We start from the raw sequence: 20,677 nt of genomic DNA, 5'->3' as shown, positions 1-20,677 counted from the left end.
ACGTATGTTCCTGCCCAGCAAAAACTGCTTCGCAAATTTTGCAGGGTACTGCAACAAAGTCAACAGCAAGAGGAGATTTTCATGGCTCGCGTCAACGCCCTCGTTATCACGGGATACGGCACAAACTGCGAAAACGAGTCCGCTTACGCACTGAAAGCCGCCGGCGCGGACAGCGCCGACATCGCCTACTTCTCGGACCTCGTGGCCGGACATGTGCGCATGGACAGCTACAACTACCTCCTCTGCCCCGGCGGGTTTCTTGATGGCGACGATCTGGGCGCGGCCCAGGCCGCGGCCCTGCGCTGGCGCTGGGCCAATACCGTCGACGGCTCGCCCGTGCTCGACCAGCTCAAGGCGTTGTTTGATTCCGGCGGCATCATCCTCGGCATCTGCAACGGGTTCCAGCTGTTGTGCAAGCTCGGCCTGCTCCCGGCTGTGGGCGGCCGCTATTTCGAGCGGCAGGTTTCCCTCTCCTACAACGATTCCGGCAGGTTCGAGGACCGCTGGGTGCGCCTCAAGGCCAATCCCGCCTCGCCCTGCGTCTTCACCAAAGGTCTCGACCTGCTCGATGTTCCCATCCGCCACGGCGAGGGCAAGATCATCCCCATGGACGAGGCCACCTTCAGGGCCATTCAGGAGAGCAACCTCGTGGCCGTGCAGTACGTGGACCCGGCCACGGGCGAACCGACCCAGGAATATCCTTACAATCCCAACGGTTCACCGCTGGGCATTGCCGGGTTGACCGATCCCTCGGGCCGCATCCTCGGCCTGATGCCCCACCCGGAATGCTACAACCACCCGACCAACCACCCCTCGTGGACGCGCGGCACTGATCCGGCCATCCCGCTGGGGCTGGCCATGCTCGAGGCGGGCGTCAACTACCTCAGGACACGGTAATCCCCATGCCCTTGACGCCGCCCGATCCGCCCGCCGGGACCTCGTGGCGGTCGCTCATGGACGTGGCCTTTGCCCAGGCGTGCATGGCGGCCAAGGAGGGCGAATCCCCCATCGGGGCCGCCCTGTTCGCGCCCGATGGCGCGCTGCTGGCCGCGGCCCGCAACAACCCTGTCGGCCTGAACGACCCCACGGCCCATGCCGAGGTGCTCTGTCTGCGGCAGGCGGCGGCCAGGCTGGGCAACTACCGGCTCACCGGCACCATCCTGGCCGTGACGCTGGAACCCTGCCTCATGTGTACCGGCGCGCTCATCCACGCCAGGGTGGCGGGCGTGGTCATGGGCGCACTCGATCCCCGCGCCGGGGCCGTGATCTCCAACCTCCAGGGCCACGCCCTGCCCTTTGCCAACCACCGCATGTGGTTTGTCCAGGGTGTCATGGAAGAGGAATGCTCCACCCTGCTCAAGCGGTTTTTCCTCGAAAAAAGAAGGGGCTGTACCAGATAACTCCTCTGGGTTATCGGTATGGCAATGCGAAAAAGTCGTTTGAGTCAGAAAAAGCAGCTCCGATTGATTGAGCATTTTGTAGCTGGCACCACTGCCCGCTGTGCAGCTGATCTGGTTGGAGTGAACGTCAAAACAGCCGCCTTTTACTTTCATCGGCTCCGGGAAATCATAGCTGAAGAAGAGGCCGGTGAAGGGATGGATTTTGGCGAATTTGAAGTCGATGAAAGTTACTTCGGAGGAAAGCGGAAGGGCAAACGGGGCCGAGGGGCCGCAGGCAAGGTGCCTGTTTTTGGAATTCTTAAAAGAGGCGGGAAGGTATACACACAGGTGATTCCTGACGCCAAGAGCAAGACGTTGCTGCCTATTATTCGTGGGAAAGTGCAACCAGACAGTATCGTGTACTCAGATGCTCTTTACAGCTACAATGTCCTCGACGTTTCCGAGTTCAAACACTTCAGGATCAACCATTCGAGGTTGTTTGCCGACAAGCAAAACCACATCAATGGGATTGAAAATTTTTGGAACCAGGCCAAGCGCCACATGAGGAAATTCAACGGCATTCCGACCAAGAACTTTCCTCTATTCTTGAAGGAGTGTGAGTGGCGTTTTAACAACACCAATCCACAAAGACAGTTTAAGCAACTGAAACAGTGGGTTAAGAAACATATGGGCTAGTTATCTGGTACAGCCCCAAAAAGAAAGCGTTGACGCTTCAAGTGCATGTCCGGCGCACCCCCGGCCCTGACCGCCCCCGGCCCGGACAATTTCCCACCACACCGCTCTGAATTTCCTGATTTTCTTTACAAACCTCGCAAACATGCTATGCAGAGGGTGTTGAACCCTTGCGAGTCCGCGTCACCCCTGAAACGGGCGGACCGCACCTAGGCCGCCTGTAAAGTCCCCGTAAACTAGGTCCATTGCCAAGTAGAGACTTCTGGCCCAAAATGGGACAGGAGTTTTGTATGCGTAAATCGAAGTTCAGTGAGTACCAGATCGTCAAGATCCTGAAGGCAGTGGAAGGCGGACGGACTGTCGTCGATGTCTGCCGCGAGCACGGCGTGAGCAGCGCCACGTACTACAAGTGGAAGTCAAAGTATGGCGGCATGGAGGCATCCGATATCCAACGGATGAAGGATCTCGAAGCGGAGAACCGTAAGCTCAAGCAGATGTTCGCCGACCTCAGCCTGGAAAACATGGCGCTCAAGGATGTAATCGAAAAAAAACTCTGAGGCCAGTTCAACGCAAGGAAGTTGTCACGCACATGGTCAACGCGTTTGAGCTGAGCTCGCGCAAGGCCTGCGCGGCCATGGGCATCAGTAGGAGCTACTACGCCTACAAGCCGCACCCGCGGGACGATAGCGATGTCATCGCAGCCTTGACTGAACTGGCCGAGAAAAAGCCTACATGGGGCTTCAGTAAACTTTTCAACGTCCTTCGACAGCAGGGCAAGCCCTGGAACCACAAGAAGGTTTGGAGGGTTTACTGCCTCTTGAAAATGAACCTGAAGCGCAAGGCCAAGAAGCGGCTTCCGCAAGCCTCTCGGACGGCAGTGGCCCAGCCGCTTGCGCCAAACCATTGCTGGTCGATCGATTTCATGCGGGACACCCTTTACAGCGGTCGCGTCTTCAGGACTTTCAACGCTGTAGATGATTACAACCGTGAGGCCTTGGCCGTGGAAATCGATACCAATATGCCAGCAGGAAGAGTGGTAAGGGTGCTGGATCGGGTCGCCGAAGAGCGTGGCTGCTATCCCGAAAGGTTGCGAATGGACAATGGTCCGGAGTTCTCGGGGACTGTCATGGCGGCCTGGGCAGAATCGCATGGCGTGAATCTGGAGTTCATTCAGCCTGGCAAGCCCACCCAGAACTCATACATCGAGCGGTTCAACCGGACCTACAGAGAAGAAGTGCTTGATTTGTACGTGTTCAACAGCCTGAGCGAAGTTCGGGCCATTACGGAGGACTTTATCCGTGAGTACAACGAGGGACGTCCTCATGAATCCCTGGGGAATATGTCGCCGATAAATTTTGCTGCCCAGAGGGCAGGGGGTACCCCCTGCCCTCTGGGCAACCCCCCCGAAAACTGTCGGGAGTCTCTACCGTTAACTGGCCCTATGAAAGGGGACTTTACACGCCCACCCCTCACCTCAGGGCGGCACACTCCCAAAACGGTTCGGCGCGGGTGGCGAAATTGCTTGCCACCCGCGCCGAGTCTGTTTATAAACCCATTCCACGTCGGCGCCCGCCCCTGGCGCGCCGCCCCACGCGGAGAGGTAGCGAAGTCCGGTCGTAACGCGCTCGACTCGAAATCGAGTTACGGGTTAACAGCCCGTACGTGGGTTCGAATCCCACCCTCTCCGCCACTTTTTTTTGTAATGCCTCCTGCGGCCAGAGGAAGGGGAGGGAAAAACCTTTTGAAAAAGGTTCTTTCCCTCCCCTTCCTCTGGACTCCATCCCCTCCCTTTTCCAAAACTTTTGGGGCTGTACCAGATAACTAGCCCATATGTTTCTTAACCCACTGTTTCAGTTGCTTAAACTGTCTTTGTGGATTGGTGTTGTTAAAACGCCACTCACACTCCTTCAAGAATAGAGGAAAGTTCTTGGTCGGAATGCCGTTGAATTTCCTCATGTGGCGCTTGGCCTGGTTCCAAAAATTTTCAATCCCATTGATGTGGTTTTGCTTGTCGGCAAACAACCTCGAATGGTTGATCCTGAAGTGTTTGAACTCGGAAACGTCGAGGACATTGTAGCTGTAAAGAGCATCTGAGTACACGATACTGTCTGGTTGCACTTTCCCACGAATAATAGGCAGCAACGTCTTGCTCTTGGCGTCAGGAATCACCTGTGTGTATACCTTCCCGCCTCTTTTAAGAATTCCAAAAACAGGCACCTTGCCTGCGGCCCCTCGGCCCCGTTTGCCCTTCCGCTTTCCTCCGAAGTAACTTTCATCGACTTCAAATTCGCCAAAATCCATCCCTTCACCGGCCTCTTCTTCAGCTATGATTTCCCGGAGCCGATGAAAGTAAAAGGCGGCTGTTTTGACGTTCACTCCAACCAGATCAGCTGCACAGCGGGCAGTGGTGCCAGCTACAAAATGCTCAATCAATCGGAGCTGCTTTTTCTGACTCAAACGACTTTTTCGCATTGCCATACCGATAACCCAGAGGAGTTATCTGGTACAGCCCCAAACTTTTTCCCTATAGGTTGCGCTGACGTGCAGGGGGATTTTTTTGGAAATCAATTTTTATTGGATTTGTATTTAGTAAGGTGTCCCCGAATTCCCAGGGACCTGGGGTCAAATCAGAAAACAGGATGCCTCGTACAGCTCCCGCAATCTCCCGCCCTGACTGCGCTTCTGGACGGGTTTTGTTTTCCCTTGTTTCTTTCTTGGTGTGCATCTATCTATTTGAGGTCTATACACGCCCACTTACAGACTTGTGATTATGTGATAATCATCTTGGAAAGGAGTAGCTGATGTACGCAATAATTGGTTTTGACTTCAGTGGGATGTTTGATCAGGAGTCATACGCCTTTAATTATAATGGCTATGAAATAGAACTAACCAAGGAAGTATTCGAAGTACGTGAAGAATATCCGGTTCCAAAATTCATTTCCAACCAGCTAAAAATTAAAGTTAAAAACAGTAACGGTGATGCTGAACACGAAGTAGGCATGATGTTCCTCAGTGAACTGTCATGGCTTTACAAGGTCAAAATCCTTGCAACTGAACATATGACTGGCGGTGGAGGAAGGTGCATTGCGATGTTGGCAGGACAAAGAAGCATGCACGTTAATGTGGACATGAGATATTACAAACCTATGCCGCTTGATCATGAACAGAGATTAGCTGTAGGCCTATTCAAAGAAGGATTCAGTAGTACCAGTGTGTTCTTCCAGCTGCTTGGTCTATACAAAATTTTTGAAATTCGAATGGATGCGCCCACTCGCCGAGAGTGGGTTACAAATTTTCTGACAGAGCATTGGGACGGGTTTGGATTTGACAAGCCATATGAATACGTCCCTAAAGACCCAGCCGAACTGCAACTGGTATTGTGGAAATATGGCAGGTGTGGCGTTGCACATGGCGGAAAGGAAGCTATCGACGTGCAAAGCCTATATGACCACAAGAAAACGGGGCTATGCTACAACATCATCAAGATGGCAGCTGAACATTACATGGTGGATGAAATGGGGATTCCCAACCTATTACAATATTAAACATCTTGTTTTTACACTATAGACAGATTGAAAATCAAATGTTGGTAGAGGCACTCAGCTCTCCCCGCCTCCACCACCCATACAATCAAGCATATCATACCTTGCCAACCGCTACACCTGACTGCTACACTACACCTAGAACACGAAGCAAAAAAGTATCAATGATTCCAAAGGTTGATAGTAAAACTTCTCGCCCCCCCCTCTCCGCCAAGGAAAAACGAAAGCCCTGAATTTCACGCTCAGGCATATTTTGTCCCACACGCCCCGTCGTTGGCCACCCCTTCTTTAATCAACAGCGCCCCCGCTACCCCAGGCTGTTTAAAACATCCCCCATGTGAATTTCTCATTGAATGAGCGATTGAAGAAGCGTAGGCAAAAACAGTTGGCATGACATAGGGATATCTCTTGTGTTGTTGCAATGTTAAGCTGTGACATTTTTGTTTCAAGTTAACTGCATTTTTTTTGTGTTGCATAATTGAACATAGCTTTGAGGCTCCAATGAAAAACATCAGATTAATGGTCAAGCTGCTCGGCGGATTCATCCTGGTTGCCATCATCACCCTTGCCGTGGGCATGACGGGGTGGTTCAGCATCAACTCGATATCCGGACATGTGGAAGAACTGGGCGAGGTGCGGCTGCCCGCAGTCACCCATCTGGAACTGATGGCCAAGGAGATCGAATCCATACGGGTTGCCCAGCGCACGCTGCTCAATCCGGGCCTGAGCAGGGAGGAACGGCAGACCCAGCTTGTCAACATGAACGCGGCCCACGACGCCTACGCGGCGGCCCGTGACGCATACGCGGCCCTGCCGCAGAACAGCGACCAGCTGGCCATGATGGAGGAGCTTGTCCCGGCCATGAAGGCGTGGGACGAGGCCAATGACGAGTTCGTCAACCTGCAGAACAGGCTGATGGCCAACGGCGTCCTCAACCCCACGGACATGCGCAGGCGGCTGGAGGAATTTCGCGCCGACCACTACGAGATCATGTCGCAGGTGCCCAACGCGGTGCAGTTCCATGTCATGTTCCATGGCGGCGATGATCCTGGCATGTGCGCCTTTGGCATGTGGCTGAACGAGACCTTGGCCACGACAGACAACCCCAGGATCAAAACGATACTGGCGGAAACCGTCAAGCCGCACGACGCCTTTCACGCGGCTGTGGCCGAAATCAAGGCCTACGCCGAGTCGAACGAGAATGGCCGGGCATGGGATGTCTACGAAAAGACCCTTGCCCCCATGGCCGAGGAGATATTCGACAGGTTCAGGGAGCTTCGGTCCGTGGCCGCCGAGGGCGAGACCGTCTACGAAAGCATGAACGAACAGGCCATGATCATCGCCAGGCTCAAGCAGCAGGCGGTCCTGGGCATTCTGGACAAACTGCTCGTGGAAAACGAAAAGATATCGGTCGAAGCCAGAAGCAGGGCCGCTGCCGAGGCATCATGGTCGGCCTCCATCTCCATCGTCGGGATGCTCCTTGGTACGGGCTTGGCCCTCGTGCTGGGCTATGTTTTGGCCAAGTCCATCACCGGCCCGGTCCGCAAGGGCGTGGAGTTTGCCACAGCCCTTGCCCAGGGCGACCTGACGGCCAAGGTCGATGTGCATCAGCGCGATGAAATCGGCGAGCTCGCCGAAGCCCTGCGGGAGATGAGCGACAAGCTCACCGGGGTGGTGCGCGACGTGCAGTCCGCCACGGACAATGTCGCCGCCGGGAGCGAGGAGCTTTCGGCCTCGTCCCAGGGGTTGTCTCAAGGAGCCACCGAGCAGGCCGCATCCATTGAGGAGGTTTCCTCCTCCATGGAGCAGATGACCGCCAACATCAGCCAGAACGCGGAAAACGCCAAGACGACCGAAGCCCTTGCCAAGCAAGCGGCCAACGATGCCCGGTTCAGCGGCGAGGCAGTGGGCAAAACCGTGCAGGCCATGAACAGCATCGCCGAAAAAATATCCATCGTCGAGGAGATAGCCCGGCAGACCAACCTGCTGGCCCTCAACGCGGCCATTGAGGCGGCCAGGGCCGGGGAGCACGGCAAGGGTTTCGCCGTGGTCGCCGCCGAGGTGCGCAAGCTGGCCGAGCGCAGCGGCCTTGCAGCAGCCGAGATCAGCGAGCTTTCCGGCAGCAGCGTGGCCATAGCCAAAAAGGCCGGGGAGATGCTACATACGCTGGTGCCCAACATCGAGCGCACCGCCGCCCTGGTCCAGGAGATTGCCGCGGCCAGCAACGAGCAGAACGCCGGGGCCAACCAGATCAACCACGCCATCAATCAGCTTGATTCCGTCATCCAGCAAAACGCCTCGGCCTCGGAGGAGATGGCATCCACCAGCGAGGAGCTGGCAAGCCAGGGCCAACAGTTGCAGACAACCATGGCCTTTTTCAACATCGGCAGGCTGACAAATGACGGCAGGGCGCGCGCTTCTGGCTTCGGCAACGCACCGCGTCCGGCAGTCGGCGCGCGCAACGACGCCGGGGGACGGACCGCCTCGAACGGATCGCCCCGGCCCCAGGCCCTCGAAGCCCACGAGGATGATGGATTCGAAAAATTCTAGAGATGGCCGCAATGCCCCTGGGTCGGAACAGGCTCAGGGGCATTGCCGCAGGTGGGTGTTTTACGGCTCTTTTCAGCTATTGTAAAAACACGGCCTGCGATTTGACTTTCCTTGGAGAGCTACTTTTGCCTCATGAAAAAATACACGGCAAAAGCTGCGATGACGGCAAGCAATCCGATGGGTAATATGTATTCCACGACTATGCTCCTATTTCAAAATTTACAATAACATGCTTCACAAGGTTGACAAGAAACAGACATCTAACCGAACATATACACTTTGAGTCCGAGAAATCGTAAAAAAACTCCCGGATGAATCACACAGAATCACAAACAGTCCCTGTCGGCAAAAATCAATTGACACTCCTTCCCCCTAGGCCTCATTTTTTGAAAATGCAAGTGCGTTCTCAGAAATCACAGAGTATTCCTCAAGACTCATGGAACATGCGTCAAGACAAGAAACAACCTGCTGTAATCTCTACAGAATGCGAGTAAAAACTATCGGGCACGGCTCCCGCTCCAATGCCATCTTGAAGGACTCGGCATTTCGACAGGCAGACCTGTCAGCCACGTCCCCCTTGCCATTGAACCCGTGATTCCCTATCAATCGCCGACCATGTTGCAGCCACAGACACTTGGATATGTTTACGCCCTGCTGGCCGTTGTCATCTGGTCCGGCAATTTCGTCATTGCCAGTGGCTTTGTGGACGCGCTGCCGCCCATCACCCTGGCCGCCCTGCGCTGGGGGACGGCCACATTGTTTTTCGCGCCGTTTGTCGTCGGGCGCATGCGCCGCGAATGGCCCGCCATCCGCGCGAATCTGCTGCCCCTGTGCGGCGCGGCCTTCACCGGGGTCACGGTCTTCAACACCCTCATCTATTACAGCGCCAGGACCACGGACACCGTCAACCTCGCCCTCTTGACCGGCACCACGCCCATCTTCGTGGTCATTCTCTCCCGCCTCTTCCTTGGGGAGAAAATCACGCCTTTCAGGGCGGCTGGCCTTGCCGTGGCCGTGGGCGGCATGGTTGCCATCGCCACCCGCGGCGACCTGGACATGTTGCGCACCCTGACCTTCCGCACGGGCGATCTGACCATGCTCCTGGCCGGACTGCTCTGGGCCGTTTACAGCATCCTGATCAAACGGCGGTCACCCAGTGTCAGCCTGTTTTCCTTCCTGGGCGTGACCTTCCTTATCGGCCTCATCCCGCTCATCCCCGCGGCCCTCATCGAGCAGCATTTTCACCCCGCCTGGGCAATGACCCCGGCCATTGTCGGGGCAGCGCTCTATACCGGCCTCGGGGCGTCGCTGGCCGCCTTCTTCCTCTGGAGTTCCGCGGTCTGCCTCATCGGGCCCGGCACCTCGTCCCTGTTCCAATACCTCACGCCGGTCTTCAGCGGCATCACCGCCTATTTTCTCCTGGGCCAGCCCATCACGGTGTGGCACGGCGTCGGATTCGTGCTCATCTTCACCGGAGTGGTCCTGGCAACGCGCCAACGGTGAACGCCATTTGCCGATGACGAAGAATCCGCGCTCAAAACCATTGATCATCCCCCGCGAAATGCCATAGATTGCGAGGTATGAAGCACCTCACCCCCCTCCTCACCCTGGTTGTGGCCGCCTTGATCCTGTCCGCCTGCGCCAGCAAGGCACCCGAAACCCTGGGCCTGCGCAACGGCAGATTCGCCGCCTGTCCGGAGAGCCCGGCCTGCGTCTCGTCCCAGGACAACGGGCCGCACCACGTCGCGCCCATCGCGGCCACAGGCAGCCCGGAGGTGGTCATGGTCGATCTGTCCAATGCCATCGAGTCCATGTTCGGCGGCAAGGCCGTGGTCATGGACGGCCCCTACCTGCGGGCCGAGTTCACCAGTCGGGTGCTGCGGTTGGTGGATGACCTGGAGTGTCACTATGACGAGGGCCGGGGTGTCATAGAAATCCGCTCGTCCTCGCGCATCGGCCAGATGGACTTCAACGCCAGCCGGGACCGCGTCGAGGAACTGCGGAAAATCTTCTCGGAAAATCGGGGGGATTGATCAAGGGCAGAACAAAACCGAAACGGCCACAGAGCGTGGCCGTTTCGGTTCGATCAGGAAGGCTAACTTTTGGAGATAGCCTCGTTGGGACAGGTCTCGATGGCCTCGTCAACGCAATCGGCAGTGGAGTCGGCGTTGATGACGATAGCCTTTTCGCCATCGGAATCCATCTCGAAGACATCGGGACAAATCTCAACACAGGACTCACAGCCAATGCATTCATCGTGATCGATGACAATACCCATAGTAGAACCTCCTGAAACAATTTATGATGATTACCTTACAAGCTCATGGCTTTCCTTCCTATACCCCTTGAGCCATTTTCGTTGCAACCTTTTTTATCTATGCCGCGAAAAAACACCCAGTGCGCGGGTTGGCAATGCGGCCCTGGGGCGTAAGCCCATCCCATGCCTGAAATCCTGCCCCTTGCCGCCACCAGTGTCGCCGCCGGTTTCCCCGTCTTCGCCCTGGGCTGGCTGATGCTCTCCAGGAACATCTGAACCCCCGAAGGACCGGGTAAATGCCCGGCCCTACCGCTCGCGCATGCCGTGATAGAGGGTGTCGAAGTAGGGATAGACGAGATACTCCATCACGGTCCGCTCACCGGTCTTGATGCCGACCAGCACACGCATGCCGGGATAGAGCTGGTACCTGCGGCCATCCTTCTCGAAGCGGTCGTTCTCGGTCTCGACAAGCACCTTGTAGTAGGTGCCCACGTCTTCCTTGGTGATGGCGTCAGGGCTGATGGTGGCGACCGTTCCCTCCAGATGGCCGAACATGCGGGCGTCGCCCGTGGCCAGGCTGACCGTGGCCGACTGGCCCACCTGGACATAGCCGATGTCACCCAGGGCGAGATGCGCCTCGATGACCAGCTTGTCCCCTGCCGGGACGATATCAAGGACTGTCATGCCCGGCTGAACCACCTCGCCCTCGCCCATGATGTAAATGGATTTGACGATACCGTTGGCCGGGGAGCGGATGACCGTGCGCTCCAGGCTGTCGGACATCTTGCGCAGCCGTTGGGAGAATTCTAGAAGCTCGCGGCGCGATTTGCGCAGGGTTTCCTGCACTTCTTCGTGGAAGGAGTTGAATATCTGGTCCAGGCTGTCGCGCGCTGCCACAAGGGCTGATCTGGCCCTGGCAAGGGCGGCGTCGTCCTCCTGGATGCGGCTGATCAGAGTGGATTCCTCCTTGAGGAACCCCAGGTGCTTGTAGCGCGTGGTCAGCTTGTCCTTGAGCAATTCCTCGCTGATGGCGATCTGCTCGCGCACATAGACCAGGCCCTGTTTCTGGTTGCGTATCCTGACAAAAATCTCCTGCACATCCTGCTCGCGCTGCTTGATCTTTTCGCGCTGCGCATTGAGGTCGTTGACGAACCTTTCCCGCCGCGCCTCATAGAGCTGGCGGGCCTGATCGGCCATGCCGGGCGCGTCGTGCAGAAGCTGTTCTGGAAACGCGATCTCAACGGAAAACGGGTCAAGGCGCAGCCCCACCCCGGCAACTTCGACACTCGGGAGTTCCAGGGGTTCGATTCCGGAGTCCTCTGACCGGGTGGCGTTGGCGTCCGCCGATTCTTCCTGCGCAGCCGCGTCTACGCCCACAACAAACCAGCGGGATTCCGCTTCAAGCCGGGCTATTTCAGCCGTGAGCGAACTGACCCGGACATTGAGTTCCTCCACCGTGGAATCGCTGGCCGTGGTCTCAAGCTCGATGAGCGGCTGCCCAACCTCGACAAGGTCGCCCTCGCGCACCACGATCTTTCGGACGATGCCGCCCTCAAGATGCTGGATGCGCTTGACCCGCGAGCTGGGGATGACCTCGCCCACCGCGTCGCTGACGATATCAAGCGGGCTGAACGACGCCCAGACAAAGAAGCTGATGCAGAACCCGGCGCAAAGATAGAAGAATACCTTCGTGTTCCGGTCCAGTTCGCGGGCGTTGTCCGTGTTCGTCATCCTGCCGCCTATGACTTCATGGCCGTTGCCTGATCCGGGGCCACGGGCTTTTTCTGCACCAGGCCGATCTTGGGGACGGGTTTGGAGTTGAGATCGATGATCGTGGTGTAGCCCTTGACGATGTTGGGGTCCCTGGAAACAATGATCAGGGTGACGCCGTCCTTGGCCAGGTGATTCATGACCTGAAACACGGCCTCGCACCCTTCGACATCCAGCCCCTCGGTGGGCTCGTCAAAGACGGCCAGCCTGCCCTGGGCCACCAGGGCCCGGGCAATGGCCAGCCGCTTGCGCACGCCAAGGGGGAGGCTGCGCCCACCCTCGGTGATCGGGGTATCCAGGCCGGTGGCTGTAGAGTCGAGAAAGCGGCGCAGGTCGGCCCGACGCACGATATCGTTGAGCTGGGCGTCCTCCATGTCGGGATTGAGCAGGGTGATGTTCTCGCGGTAGGTGCCATTCAGAAAGGTGGGCTCCTGGGGCAGGTACATCACCTGCCTGCGCCACCACTCCGGGGCGAGCTGGCGCAGGTCCACCCCGTCGGCCAGAATCTGGCCCCGGCTCGGTTCGAGCAGCCCGGCCACCAGCTTGGACAAGGTGGTCTTGCCCGCGCCGTTGGCACCAAAAATACCGACCACAGTTCCCGGTTCCACACCATGGTTCAGAGACTCGAACAGCGGCCCTGTGGCACCGGGAAAGGCGATGGCAACGTCCCTGAACTCGATCCGGCCTGTGAACCGCTTGATGGCCGTGCCTCCAGCCGATTCCCTGGGCAGGCTCATGAATTCGCCGATCATGCGCATGGTGTCCTCGGCCTTGCCCATGAGTTGGACCGACTGCATGAAGCCTGTCGAAATCTGCAACGCCTTGGCCGAGAGGATGCTGATGCCTATGAGGGAGCCGACCGTCAGATCGCCGGAGACCACCAGCTTGGCGCCCACGGCGTAGATCAGGACCCGCAGCAGCGAATTGAGCCCCTGCACCACGGCCATTGCCCAGCTCTTCTGGTTGACGGCAAGCTCCCGAAGGGCCATGAGCCGCTCCACCTGCTCTGTCCACAGCCTGCCCAGAAACCCGGCGGCGTGGAAGGCGCGCACGGTCTCGGCCCCCTGGATGGCCGAATTGACCCCGCCGCGATGGCGGATCAGCTCCTCGCGCAGGGCGTTGTCCGTGTCCCTTGCCCGGAGCATGTTCATCCGGCCCGCCAGCACGGTGGTGACGGCGGCCAGGAGCGTGATCAGCCCAAGCCACGGGCTCAAGGCCGTGATCGCCAGCAGGAAGAGGAGAAAGAACGGCATGTCCAGCACGGCGGCGATGTGCGCCGACTCGTAGGCGCTCTGCACCACCTGCGGCCCGGCCATGACCTCCTGGATTCGGGCCTGGGGGATGCGCTCGAAGGCGACCGCCTTGATCCGGGAGAGGGAATCGAGCACCGCGGCCTGCATGAGCCTGTCGGGCTCGGCGCTGAGGGTGGCGCACATGCGCGTCCTGATCATGGAAAAGGCGAGGCCGAGGACCAGGGCGATGATCATGCCCGCGGTCAGGGTGTAGAGGGTGCCGTCGAACCCGTAGCCCACATAGCGGCTCAGAATCTGGATGACAAAGATGGGAGAGGCGAGAAACAGGACGTTGACGAAGAACGAGGCGACAATGATCTGCACCGCCAGGGGCTTGGAACGGAACAGGCGTCTGAAGAGCTCGTTCATGCCAACCCCTTGTGCATTCCCGTTGAAATCAGATGGTCCGGGCCGTCCCGGCGATCGCGACCGAAGTCCCGCGTCGCGGCGGGCCTACATCCCGGTGGTGTCTTCGGTGATGACGCCCATCTCGTAGAGCAGGGTGTAGGCCGCGATGATGATGTCGATATCCGTGACCACCTTGGCGCTGATGGAGGAGATGTAATCGCGCTCGCCCACCAGGATGTCGAGCAGGCGGACATCTTCGCCCAGGGCCTTCTTCTTCTTGACCAGACCGAGAAATTCCCAGGTGATATTGGCCTGGTTCTCGTACAATTCGGAGTTCTGCCGCAGGGTCGTCAGCTCGAGCCACGCGTTGCGCACGCCCTCCTCCACCGTCCGGCGGCGATCCAGCAGGGTGCGGCTGGTGCCCGTCATCTCGGATTTGACGGCGCGGGCACCCTCGACATCCTGAAAACCGGAGAAGAGGTTGTAGGTCATCATCAGGGTGGCCCGCTGCTCGGACCTGACGCCAGCGCTGGCCTGATCGTTTTCCTTGCGCTCGCTTTCGAGCACGGCATCGAACTTCGGGTAGTAGTTCGCCTCCTGGGCAGACAGGTCGCCCTCCAGGCGCTCAAGGGTGTACTTGGTTTCAAGCAGCACCGGGTTGGACTCAAAGGCGATGTCCACGGCCTCTTCAACATTGGTGGGTACAAAGCGGCTCGGCAAAGGCACGGTGTTCATCCGGTTCACTTCCTCCAGGGTGGGAGGAAAACCGAATACCGCCTTGAAGTTGTTGATGGAAATTTGCAGTTCGCGCTCCTGGGTGACGCGGTAGGACTGGGCGCCTGCCAGCTGGCCCTTGACCTGCAACTCCTCGTAGGAGTAGCCGGCCCCGCGCTGGACGAGCACTTCCTGCATGCCGGAGAGTTCCTTCATGCTCTGCTCGGATCTGCGGGCATACTTGAGCAGCTCGCGCGAGCGGATGACCCGGAGATAGGCCGTGATGCCCGAGGTGATGACCACCTGCTTGGTCCTGGCCAGAAGCGCCTCGAACTCCCTGACCCGCCCGGAGGCTGAATCGATGGAGCCGGAGGTGCCGCCGAAGTCGTAAACTCGTTGTGTGGCCGAGAGTTTCTGCTGGTTGCGGTTCATCTGGGTCTCGGCTTCCAGGGGCTTGCTGAGATTCTCGCGCCCGCCCTCGACCTTGGCATCCACCTTGGGATACCAGCCGCCCTGTGCCCGCTTGTACTGGTGCGTGGCGGATTCGAGTTGCGCCTCGGATGCCTTGACGCGGTCATGGCTCTCCACAAGCTCGCGCAGCAGGGCATTGAGATCAATGCTCCGTTCCTCCTGCGCGGCAGCGCTTCCTGTCTGGATCAGGACGCACACAACCACCATCAATCCGGCACAAAAAAGTGTACAACGCCTTTTCAAAGCCCATCTCCACGTGTATGTTCGGACCAGTCCGAGCGAGCTATCCTGTGAATTATTTTCACGAACCACCCCGCCTCGCACAATGAAACTGGCACACCGTATGCGCTTTTTTGACTATTTTCAACAAAAATCACATTTTCTACCAGGATATGGCAAGATTATGAACGTACTTTCAATCCCGGCGCAAGGCAGGTAAGACAAATGCTCGCAATGCTGAAAAAAGCGTTCGGAAAGGATCAGCTCATCCTCCTCGGCACCGGGCTTGGGGCTTCGCTGCTCATGACAGCACTGTTCATCATCCAGCCGACATTCCTTCGTTTTCTCGACTACAAGGTCTATGACCAATACCTGCGAAGCTACCATGACTCAAACGCCACAAACGTGCCGGTCATCATCGACATCGACGAAAAAAGCCTCTCCGAGATGGGCCAGTTCCCCTGGCCCAGATACCGGATGGCCATGCTGCTCAAGTACCTCCAGTCCTATGGAGCGGCAGCCGTGGGCATCGATATCATCTTTGCCGAGCCGGACCGGACCTCGCCACGGGTGCTGATCAGTCAGCTCAAAAAAGAGATGAAGATCAACATCGTCATCCAGGGGCTGCCCCCGGCCCTGGAGGACAACGACGAACTGCTGGCCCGCAACATCGCCACCGGCCCCTTTGTGCTCGGCTTTGACTTCCTGACCCAGGCCGTGAAGCGCGAGGACGGTGCGGCTTCGGGCACGGACTGCGCCATCGCGCCCGCCAAGGTGGCTGTCATCGCCCCGCCCGGCGCGCCCTCGCCCCACGACATGCTCTTCCGGGCGGTCGAGGCCATCTGCCCGCTGCCGGTCCTGGCAGGGGCGGCTCCGAGAACCGGATTCATCACCATCGCGCCCGACGAGGACAGCGTCTACCGCCGCGTCCCCCTGCTCTTCAGCTGGAACGGACAGTTCTACCCCAGCCTGGCCCTCTCCACCCTGATGGAGGCCACCGGGGCGGAATCCACGGTCCTCAAGATGTCGTCCAACGGGGTGGAGTCGGTCCGCCTGGGCCAGACCGTCATCCCCACGGACGAGCGCGGACGCATGCTCATCAATTATCGCGGTCGCATGAAAACCTTTGAATACATCAGCGCCTCCGACATCCTGCACAAACGCCTCGCCCCTGGTGCGCTCAGCGGCAAGATCGCCTTCATCGGCACCTCGGCCGCCGGACTCAAGGACATCCGGGCCACCCCGCTCGACCCCGGCTATCCGGGCGTGGAAGCGCACGCCACCATCGTCGACAACATCCTCTCCAAGCAGTTCCTCATGGTCCCGGACTGGGCCAAGGGGGTCGAGCTGGCCATGATGCTGACCATGGGATTGCTGACCACCCTGCTTTTGATGTGGGCCAGGGCCGCGTGGCTGGCGCTGCCCCTGGTAGCCCTGGGCTGGGCCATGTGGTACGCCACGGTGCAACTCTACGCCCGGCAGTCCCTTTTCATCTCGCCCCTCTACCCCTTCATCAACCTGGGGCTGACTTTCCTCCTGCTGACGGCCATCAAGTTCTGGCGCGAGGAGAGTGCCAAGAAGTTCATCCACGGCGCGTTCGCCCACTACCTCGCGCCCTCGGTCATCTCGCAGATCATGGACGACCCGGAGTCCCTGTCCCTGGACGGCCAGGAAAAGGAAATCACCATCCAGTTCTCGGACGTGCGCAGCTTCACCACCCTCTCGGAAAAGCTCACCCCCACCCAGGTGACCAATCTGCTGCACGACTACCTGACGCCCATGACCCGGATCATCACCGAGAACCAGGGCACGCTGGACAAGTTCATCGGCGACGCAGTCATGGCCTTCTGGAACGCGCCGCTTGATGTCGAGAACCATCAGCTCAAGGCGCTGCACGCCGCTATGGAGCAACTCGACCGGCTCGACGACCTGAACACGCTGTTCATCGAGAAATACGGTTTCACCATCGCCGTGGGCATCGGCGTGCACTGTGGCCGCGTCCGGGTGGGCAACATGGGGTCCGCCGACCTCTTCGACTACACCCTGATCGGCGACAACGTGAACCTCGCCTCGCGCCTGGAGGGATTGACCAAATACTACGGGCAGAAACTCGTGGTCAGCCAGACCATCGTGGACGCCTGCGGCGACACTTACCGTTTCCGCATCCTGGACAGCGTGCGGGTCAAGGGCAAGGAGAAGCCGGTGACCATTTATACAGCCTACACCCATGCGGAAGCGCAGATCCGGGAGGCCGAGCTGGCCACCTACGAGCAGGCCCACGAACTGTACCTGGCCCAGCGCTTCGACGAGGCACGCGCCTTGTTCGAGGAGCTCCGGGCGCTGGGCAACGAGCCTGTGCTCTGCGACATGTATATCGAACGGTGCCAGCATCTGGCCGAGGAACCGCCCGGAGAAACCTGGGACGGCGTGTTCACCCACAAGACCAAATAGGAAAAGGGCCGCGCATCAAAATGCGCGGCCCTTTTTCATGAATTATTCTGTAGTTTAAGGATTATTGTGCATGGCCTCGATGAACTCGTCGGGCCACAGGGCGGGCGAGGGGTCGCCCTCCATGAGCCGCTTGCGGGCGTCGGCGTCGAGGGTGAAGCCGTTTTTGATGAAACTGGTGTAGAAACCGGCACCGTCAATGTCACCGATGAGGATGCAGCCGGCCAGCTTGTCGCCCTTGAAGACGAGCTTGCGGTAAACGGACTTGTCACGGTCGAGAAAGGTCTCGGTCTCGTAGCCTTCCCCCTCGCCTGGGTTGGTCTCGCCCACCGAGATGGTGGCCAGGCCGTAGTAGGTGATGGAGTTCATGGACATGCCGCCGGTATAGGGCTTGCCCGCCCCGGCCATGTTCAGCCCGGCGTAGCGGCCCTGTGAATAGGCGTTGGGCCAGATGGGGCGCACTGTGAATTCGCCGGTGAGCATGTCCCTGGCCTCGGCCACATCGCCCGCCGCAAACACCTCGGGATTGCTGGTGGCCATGAAGTCGTTGACCCGGATGCCCTTGACCGTACTGATGCCCGCCTGCACGGCCAGCCCCATGTTGGGCCGCACGCCCGCAGCCACTATGACCACATCCGCGCCCACAAAGCCCTGGTCGGTCTCCACGCCCTTGATGGTGCCGTCGGAGTAGCGGACGATCTCCTTTGTGCCGGTCCCCTGCATGAAGCGGATGCCGTTCTTCTCCAGGTGCGCCACGATGAGCTCGCTGGCAGTCTCGTCAAAATAGGTGCGCATGATCCGGGAGCGCACGACGATGGTCACATCCACGCCCTTCTCGGCAAACCCCTCGGCAGCCTTGAGGGCAATGAGGCCCGCGCCTATGACCACGACCTTCTTGACCTTGTCCACCAGCTCGCGCAGGGCCTCGGCATGGGCCACGGTGGTGAAGTTGTAGACGCCAGGGCCGTCGATGCCCGGCAGGGCGGGCTTGACCGGCGCGCCGCCGGTAGCCAGCAGCAGCTTGCCGTAGGTCACCTTTTCGCCGCTGTCGAGCAGCAGTTCCCTGGCCTCGGTGTCCACGGAGAGCACCCGCGAGCCGAGCTTCATCTCGATATTGTTCTTTTGATAGAATGCTTCCGGCCTGTAGGGGAGCGTCTCGAATTTGATCTTGTCGGACAGATAGTAGGAAATGAGCGGCCTTCCGTAGGTGGGCACCTCTTCGTCGCTGATGACGAGAATCTTCCCGGAAGTGTCTTTCAGTCGAATTCCCTCTATCGCTCCTATGGCCGAAACGCCGTTTCCGACAATAACGTAATCCATGAAAACTCTCCCTGTGTTCGATTCGGTATCCATTCCCAATTCTGTTCAAAAAGGCGGCAAAATGCAAGCGGACAGTCTCTTTACCCAGTATTCCCAAAAAAATCCATAACAATAAATTCAAACGCCCGTTTCTCCACAAAAACCTGAAATCCAAGCAATTATGTGACAAGCAAAGAATTTGCAAGATCATCCGAGAAGGGCTATTTAGAGCAGCTTCAAAACGCAAATTGAGGAGACGAAGAGTCACAGTGAGCATACAAGGGAATAAGGTACTGATAGCCAACAGGGGCGAGATCGCCGTGAGGATCATGCAGGCGTGCGCCGAGCTCGGGCTCGACTTCGTTGCCCTGTACACCAGGGAGGACGAGCACTCCGGCCATGTGGACATGGCCCGCAAGCTCGGCGGCCAGGGATCGCTTTTCAGAATCCAGAACTATCTCGACGCGGGCGACATCCTGTCGGTGGCTGACCAGGCCAAGGCCACGGCCATTCATCCGGGATATGGATTCTTTTCTGAAAACTACCGCTTCGCCCGGCGCGTCAGCGAGCGCGACAGGCCCATGGCCTTCATCGGCCCCTCCTGGCGCGTCATCCGCGATCTGGGCGACAAGATCAACACCAAGCGACTGGCCAGAAGCCTCGGCGTACCCACCGTACCCGGCTCTGATCGCGCCATATATGACGAGATGGAGGCCGAGGCCATTGCCGAGAGCCTCTTCGAGTTCCAGGCCAACATGGGCATCAAGCGGCCCGTGGTCCTGGTCAAGGCATCCGCGGGCGGCGGCGGCATGGGCATCGACGTGGTGGAGGACATGGCCCGCTTCCGGCAGACCTACCGCCGCATCCGCAACTACTCGCTGCGCACCTTCAGCGACGAGGGCGTGCTCATCGAACAGCGGGTGTTCAACTTCAACCACCTTGAGGTGCAGATCGTGTCGGACCGCAGCGGCAAGAACCCGGTCCATTTCGGCACCCGCAACTGCTCGGTGCAAAGCCCCGGCCTGCAAAAACGCATTGAGATCGCCCCCGGATTCCGGCCCGAAAACCTGCGCTACGAGTTCGACGCGGCCAAGGTGATCGACGACATCACCGGCTACTCCCTGTCCATCGCCAGGGAGATCAAATACGACAACGTGGGCACCTGGGAGTGGATCGTCACTCCGGACGGCAAGCCTTTTCTCATGGAAGTGAACACCCGCATCCAGGTGGAAAACGGCGTCTCGGCAGACATCTCCTCCATCAGGGGCGACAGCAACGTCAACCTCGTGCGCGAGCAGATCCGGCTCGGCCTTGGCGAGAGTCAGGGCTACAGCCAGAAAGACATCTCCTTTGACGGCGTGAGCATCGAGTACCGGATCATCGCCGAAGACACCGAGAACGGCTTCGCCCCATGGGTGGGCAGAATCGACGAACTGCGGTGGACACCGCGGGACTGGCTCTCGCTTCACACCCACATCCCGCTGGACCGGCCCTACCAGATCCCCACGGAATACGACCCCAACCTGGCCCTGGCCATCATCTGGGGCAAGGATCTTGACGAAGCAAAACGGCGCGGTCTCGAGTTCCTCGCGGACCTGAAGCTCGGCGGCGTGGACTCTGGCGGCGGCGTCATGAAATCGAACATCCCCTTTCTTCTGGATCGCACGGAAAACCTGCTAGAATTCTAGATAAGCA

At 58.6% G+C, this 20,677-nt stretch carries 15 protein-coding genes, 1 tRNA gene and 1 pseudogene; 11 read left to right on the top strand and 6 right to left on the bottom strand.

From position 1 onward, the window contains the following. Positions 1–81 precede the first annotated feature (81 nt). The 5 genes and pseudogenes from DAES_RS07390 to DAES_RS07370 all read left to right on the top strand — a co-directional run bounded on the left by DAES_RS07390 (position 82) and on the right by DAES_RS07370 (position 3,762). The gene (locus DAES_RS07390) at positions 82–897 is read left to right on the top strand and encodes a phosphoribosylformylglycinamidine synthase subunit PurQ (protein WP_013514409.1); all 816 of its coding nucleotides are present in this window, start codon (positions 82–84) and stop codon (positions 895–897) included. A 5-nt stretch (positions 898–902) separates the two neighbouring features. Beyond that, a complete protein-coding gene (locus tag DAES_RS07385; RefSeq protein WP_013514408.1) occupies positions 903–1,400 on the top strand; it encodes a nucleoside deaminase in 498 nt (165 codons plus the stop codon). Positions 1,401–1,424: 24 nt separating this feature from the next. After that, positions 1,425–2,075 carry an IS1595 family transposase gene (locus DAES_RS07380; protein ID WP_013513093.1) on the top strand — a complete coding sequence of 217 codons (651 nt, stop codon included), beginning with the start codon at positions 1,425–1,427 and terminating at the stop codon, positions 2,073–2,075. Between the two features lie 287 nt (positions 2,076–2,362). After that, a pseudogene (locus DAES_RS16930) lies at positions 2,363–3,438 on the top strand (IS3 family transposase); the annotation flags it as partial. A 228-nt stretch (positions 3,439–3,666) separates the two neighbouring features. After that, a tRNA-Ser gene (locus DAES_RS07370) sits at positions 3,667–3,762 on the top strand. Positions 3,763–3,893: 131 nt separating this feature from the next. Here the strand turns inward: DAES_RS07370 and DAES_RS07365 are convergent. Next, positions 3,894–4,544: an IS1595 family transposase gene (locus DAES_RS07365; RefSeq protein ID WP_013513093.1), complete on the bottom strand. Its 651-nt coding sequence runs from the start codon at positions 4,542–4,544 to the stop codon at positions 3,894–3,896. A 329-nt stretch (positions 4,545–4,873) separates the two neighbouring features. On the opposite strand from DAES_RS07365, the gene mauJ reads away from it, so the two are divergent. From mauJ to DAES_RS07345, 4 genes are all read left to right on the top strand, one after another. Continuing rightward, a complete protein-coding gene (mauJ, locus tag DAES_RS07360; RefSeq protein WP_013514406.1) occupies positions 4,874–5,617 on the top strand; it encodes a methylamine utilization protein MauJ in 744 nt (247 codons plus the stop codon). A gap of 498 nt (positions 5,618–6,115) precedes the next feature. Further along, positions 6,116–8,164, top strand: a complete 2,049-nt coding sequence (locus DAES_RS07355) for a methyl-accepting chemotaxis protein (RefSeq protein ID WP_013514405.1) — start codon at positions 6,116–6,118, stop codon at positions 8,162–8,164. A 615-nt stretch (positions 8,165–8,779) separates the two neighbouring features. Then, complete coding sequence (locus DAES_RS07350; RefSeq protein ID WP_013514404.1) at positions 8,780–9,667, top strand: DMT family transporter; 888 nt, start codon at positions 8,780–8,782, stop codon at positions 9,665–9,667. Positions 9,668–9,744: 77 nt separating this feature from the next. Then, entirely contained in the window at positions 9,745–10,197 is a 453-nt protein-coding gene (locus tag DAES_RS07345; RefSeq protein WP_013514403.1) for a DUF1499 domain-containing protein, read from the top strand. A gap of 62 nt (positions 10,198–10,259) precedes the next feature. On the opposite strand, the gene DAES_RS07340 is transcribed toward DAES_RS07345, so the two are convergent. The 4 genes from DAES_RS07340 to DAES_RS07325 all read right to left on the bottom strand — a co-directional run bounded on the left by DAES_RS07340 (position 10,260) and on the right by DAES_RS07325 (position 15,223). Continuing rightward, positions 10,260–10,442 (bottom strand): ferredoxin, encoded by a 183-nt coding sequence (locus tag DAES_RS07340; RefSeq protein WP_013514402.1) that lies wholly within the window; start codon positions 10,440–10,442, stop codon positions 10,260–10,262. A 285-nt stretch (positions 10,443–10,727) separates the two neighbouring features. After that, positions 10,728–12,152 (bottom strand): HlyD family type I secretion periplasmic adaptor subunit, encoded by a 1,425-nt coding sequence (locus DAES_RS07335; RefSeq protein WP_013514401.1) that lies wholly within the window; start codon positions 12,150–12,152, stop codon positions 10,728–10,730. A gap of 8 nt (positions 12,153–12,160) precedes the next feature. Beyond that, a complete protein-coding gene (locus DAES_RS07330; RefSeq protein WP_013514400.1) occupies positions 12,161–13,852 on the bottom strand; it encodes a peptidase domain-containing ABC transporter in 1,692 nt (563 codons plus the stop codon). An 84-nt stretch (positions 13,853–13,936) separates the two neighbouring features. Next, entirely contained in the window at positions 13,937–15,223 is a 1,287-nt protein-coding gene (locus DAES_RS07325; protein WP_013514399.1) for a TolC family protein, read from the bottom strand. Positions 15,224–15,460: 237 nt separating this feature from the next. On the opposite strand from DAES_RS07325, the gene DAES_RS07320 reads away from it, so the two are divergent. After that, entirely contained in the window at positions 15,461–17,686 is a 2,226-nt protein-coding gene (locus DAES_RS07320) for a CHASE2 domain-containing protein (protein WP_013514398.1), read from the top strand. Positions 17,687–17,740: 54 nt separating this feature from the next. Here DAES_RS07320 and DAES_RS07315 read toward each other — a convergent pair whose 3' ends face one another. Further along, the gene (locus tag DAES_RS07315; RefSeq protein ID WP_013514397.1) at positions 17,741–19,003 is read right to left on the bottom strand and encodes an NAD(P)/FAD-dependent oxidoreductase; all 1,263 of its coding nucleotides are present in this window, start codon (positions 19,001–19,003) and stop codon (positions 17,741–17,743) included. A 248-nt stretch (positions 19,004–19,251) separates the two neighbouring features. On the opposite strand from DAES_RS07315, the gene DAES_RS07310 reads away from it, so the two are divergent. Further along, entirely contained in the window at positions 19,252–20,670 is a 1,419-nt protein-coding gene (locus DAES_RS07310) for a biotin carboxylase N-terminal domain-containing protein (protein WP_013514396.1), read from the top strand. The last annotated feature ends 7 nt before the right edge of the window (positions 20,671–20,677 follow it).

Source organism: Pseudodesulfovibrio aespoeensis Aspo-2 (assembly GCF_000176915.2).
Lineage (GTDB): Bacteria > Desulfobacterota > Desulfovibrionia > Desulfovibrionales > Desulfovibrionaceae > Pseudodesulfovibrio > Pseudodesulfovibrio aespoeensis.
This window is presented reverse-complemented; position numbering and strand designations above follow the sequence as displayed.

Coding starts and splice junctions, on each gene's coding strand:
- DAES_RS07350 (WP_013514404.1), top strand. CDS start 8,780: ATGTTGCAGCCACAGACACTTGGATATGTTTACGCCCTGCTGGCCGTT.
- DAES_RS07365 (WP_013513093.1), bottom strand. CDS start 4,544: ATGCGAAAAAGTCGTTTGAGTCAGAAAAAGCAGCTCCGATTGATTGAG.
- DAES_RS07385 (WP_013514408.1), top strand. CDS start 903: ATGCCCTTGACGCCGCCCGATCCGCCCGCCGGGACCTCGTGGCGGTCG.
- mauJ (WP_013514406.1), top strand. CDS start 4,874: ATGTACGCAATAATTGGTTTTGACTTCAGTGGGATGTTTGATCAGGAG.
- DAES_RS07315 (WP_013514397.1), bottom strand. CDS start 19,003: ATGGATTACGTTATTGTCGGAAACGGCGTTTCGGCCATAGGAGCGATA.
- DAES_RS07380 (WP_013513093.1), top strand. CDS start 1,425: ATGCGAAAAAGTCGTTTGAGTCAGAAAAAGCAGCTCCGATTGATTGAG.
- DAES_RS07325 (WP_013514399.1), bottom strand. CDS start 15,223: ATGGTGGTTGTGTGCGTCCTGATCCAGACAGGAAGCGCTGCCGCGCAG.
- DAES_RS07340 (WP_013514402.1), bottom strand. CDS start 10,442: ATGGGTATTGTCATCGATCACGATGAATGCATTGGCTGTGAGTCCTGT.
- DAES_RS07330 (WP_013514400.1), bottom strand. CDS start 13,852: ATGAACGAGCTCTTCAGACGCCTGTTCCGTTCCAAGCCCCTGGCGGTG.
- DAES_RS07390 (WP_013514409.1), top strand. CDS start 82: ATGGCTCGCGTCAACGCCCTCGTTATCACGGGATACGGCACAAACTGC.
- DAES_RS07355 (WP_013514405.1), top strand. CDS start 6,116: ATGAAAAACATCAGATTAATGGTCAAGCTGCTCGGCGGATTCATCCTG.
- DAES_RS07345 (WP_013514403.1), top strand. CDS start 9,745: ATGAAGCACCTCACCCCCCTCCTCACCCTGGTTGTGGCCGCCTTGATC.
- DAES_RS07335 (WP_013514401.1), bottom strand. CDS start 12,152: ATGACGAACACGGACAACGCCCGCGAACTGGACCGGAACACGAAGGTA.
- DAES_RS07320 (WP_013514398.1), top strand. CDS start 15,461: ATGCTCGCAATGCTGAAAAAAGCGTTCGGAAAGGATCAGCTCATCCTC.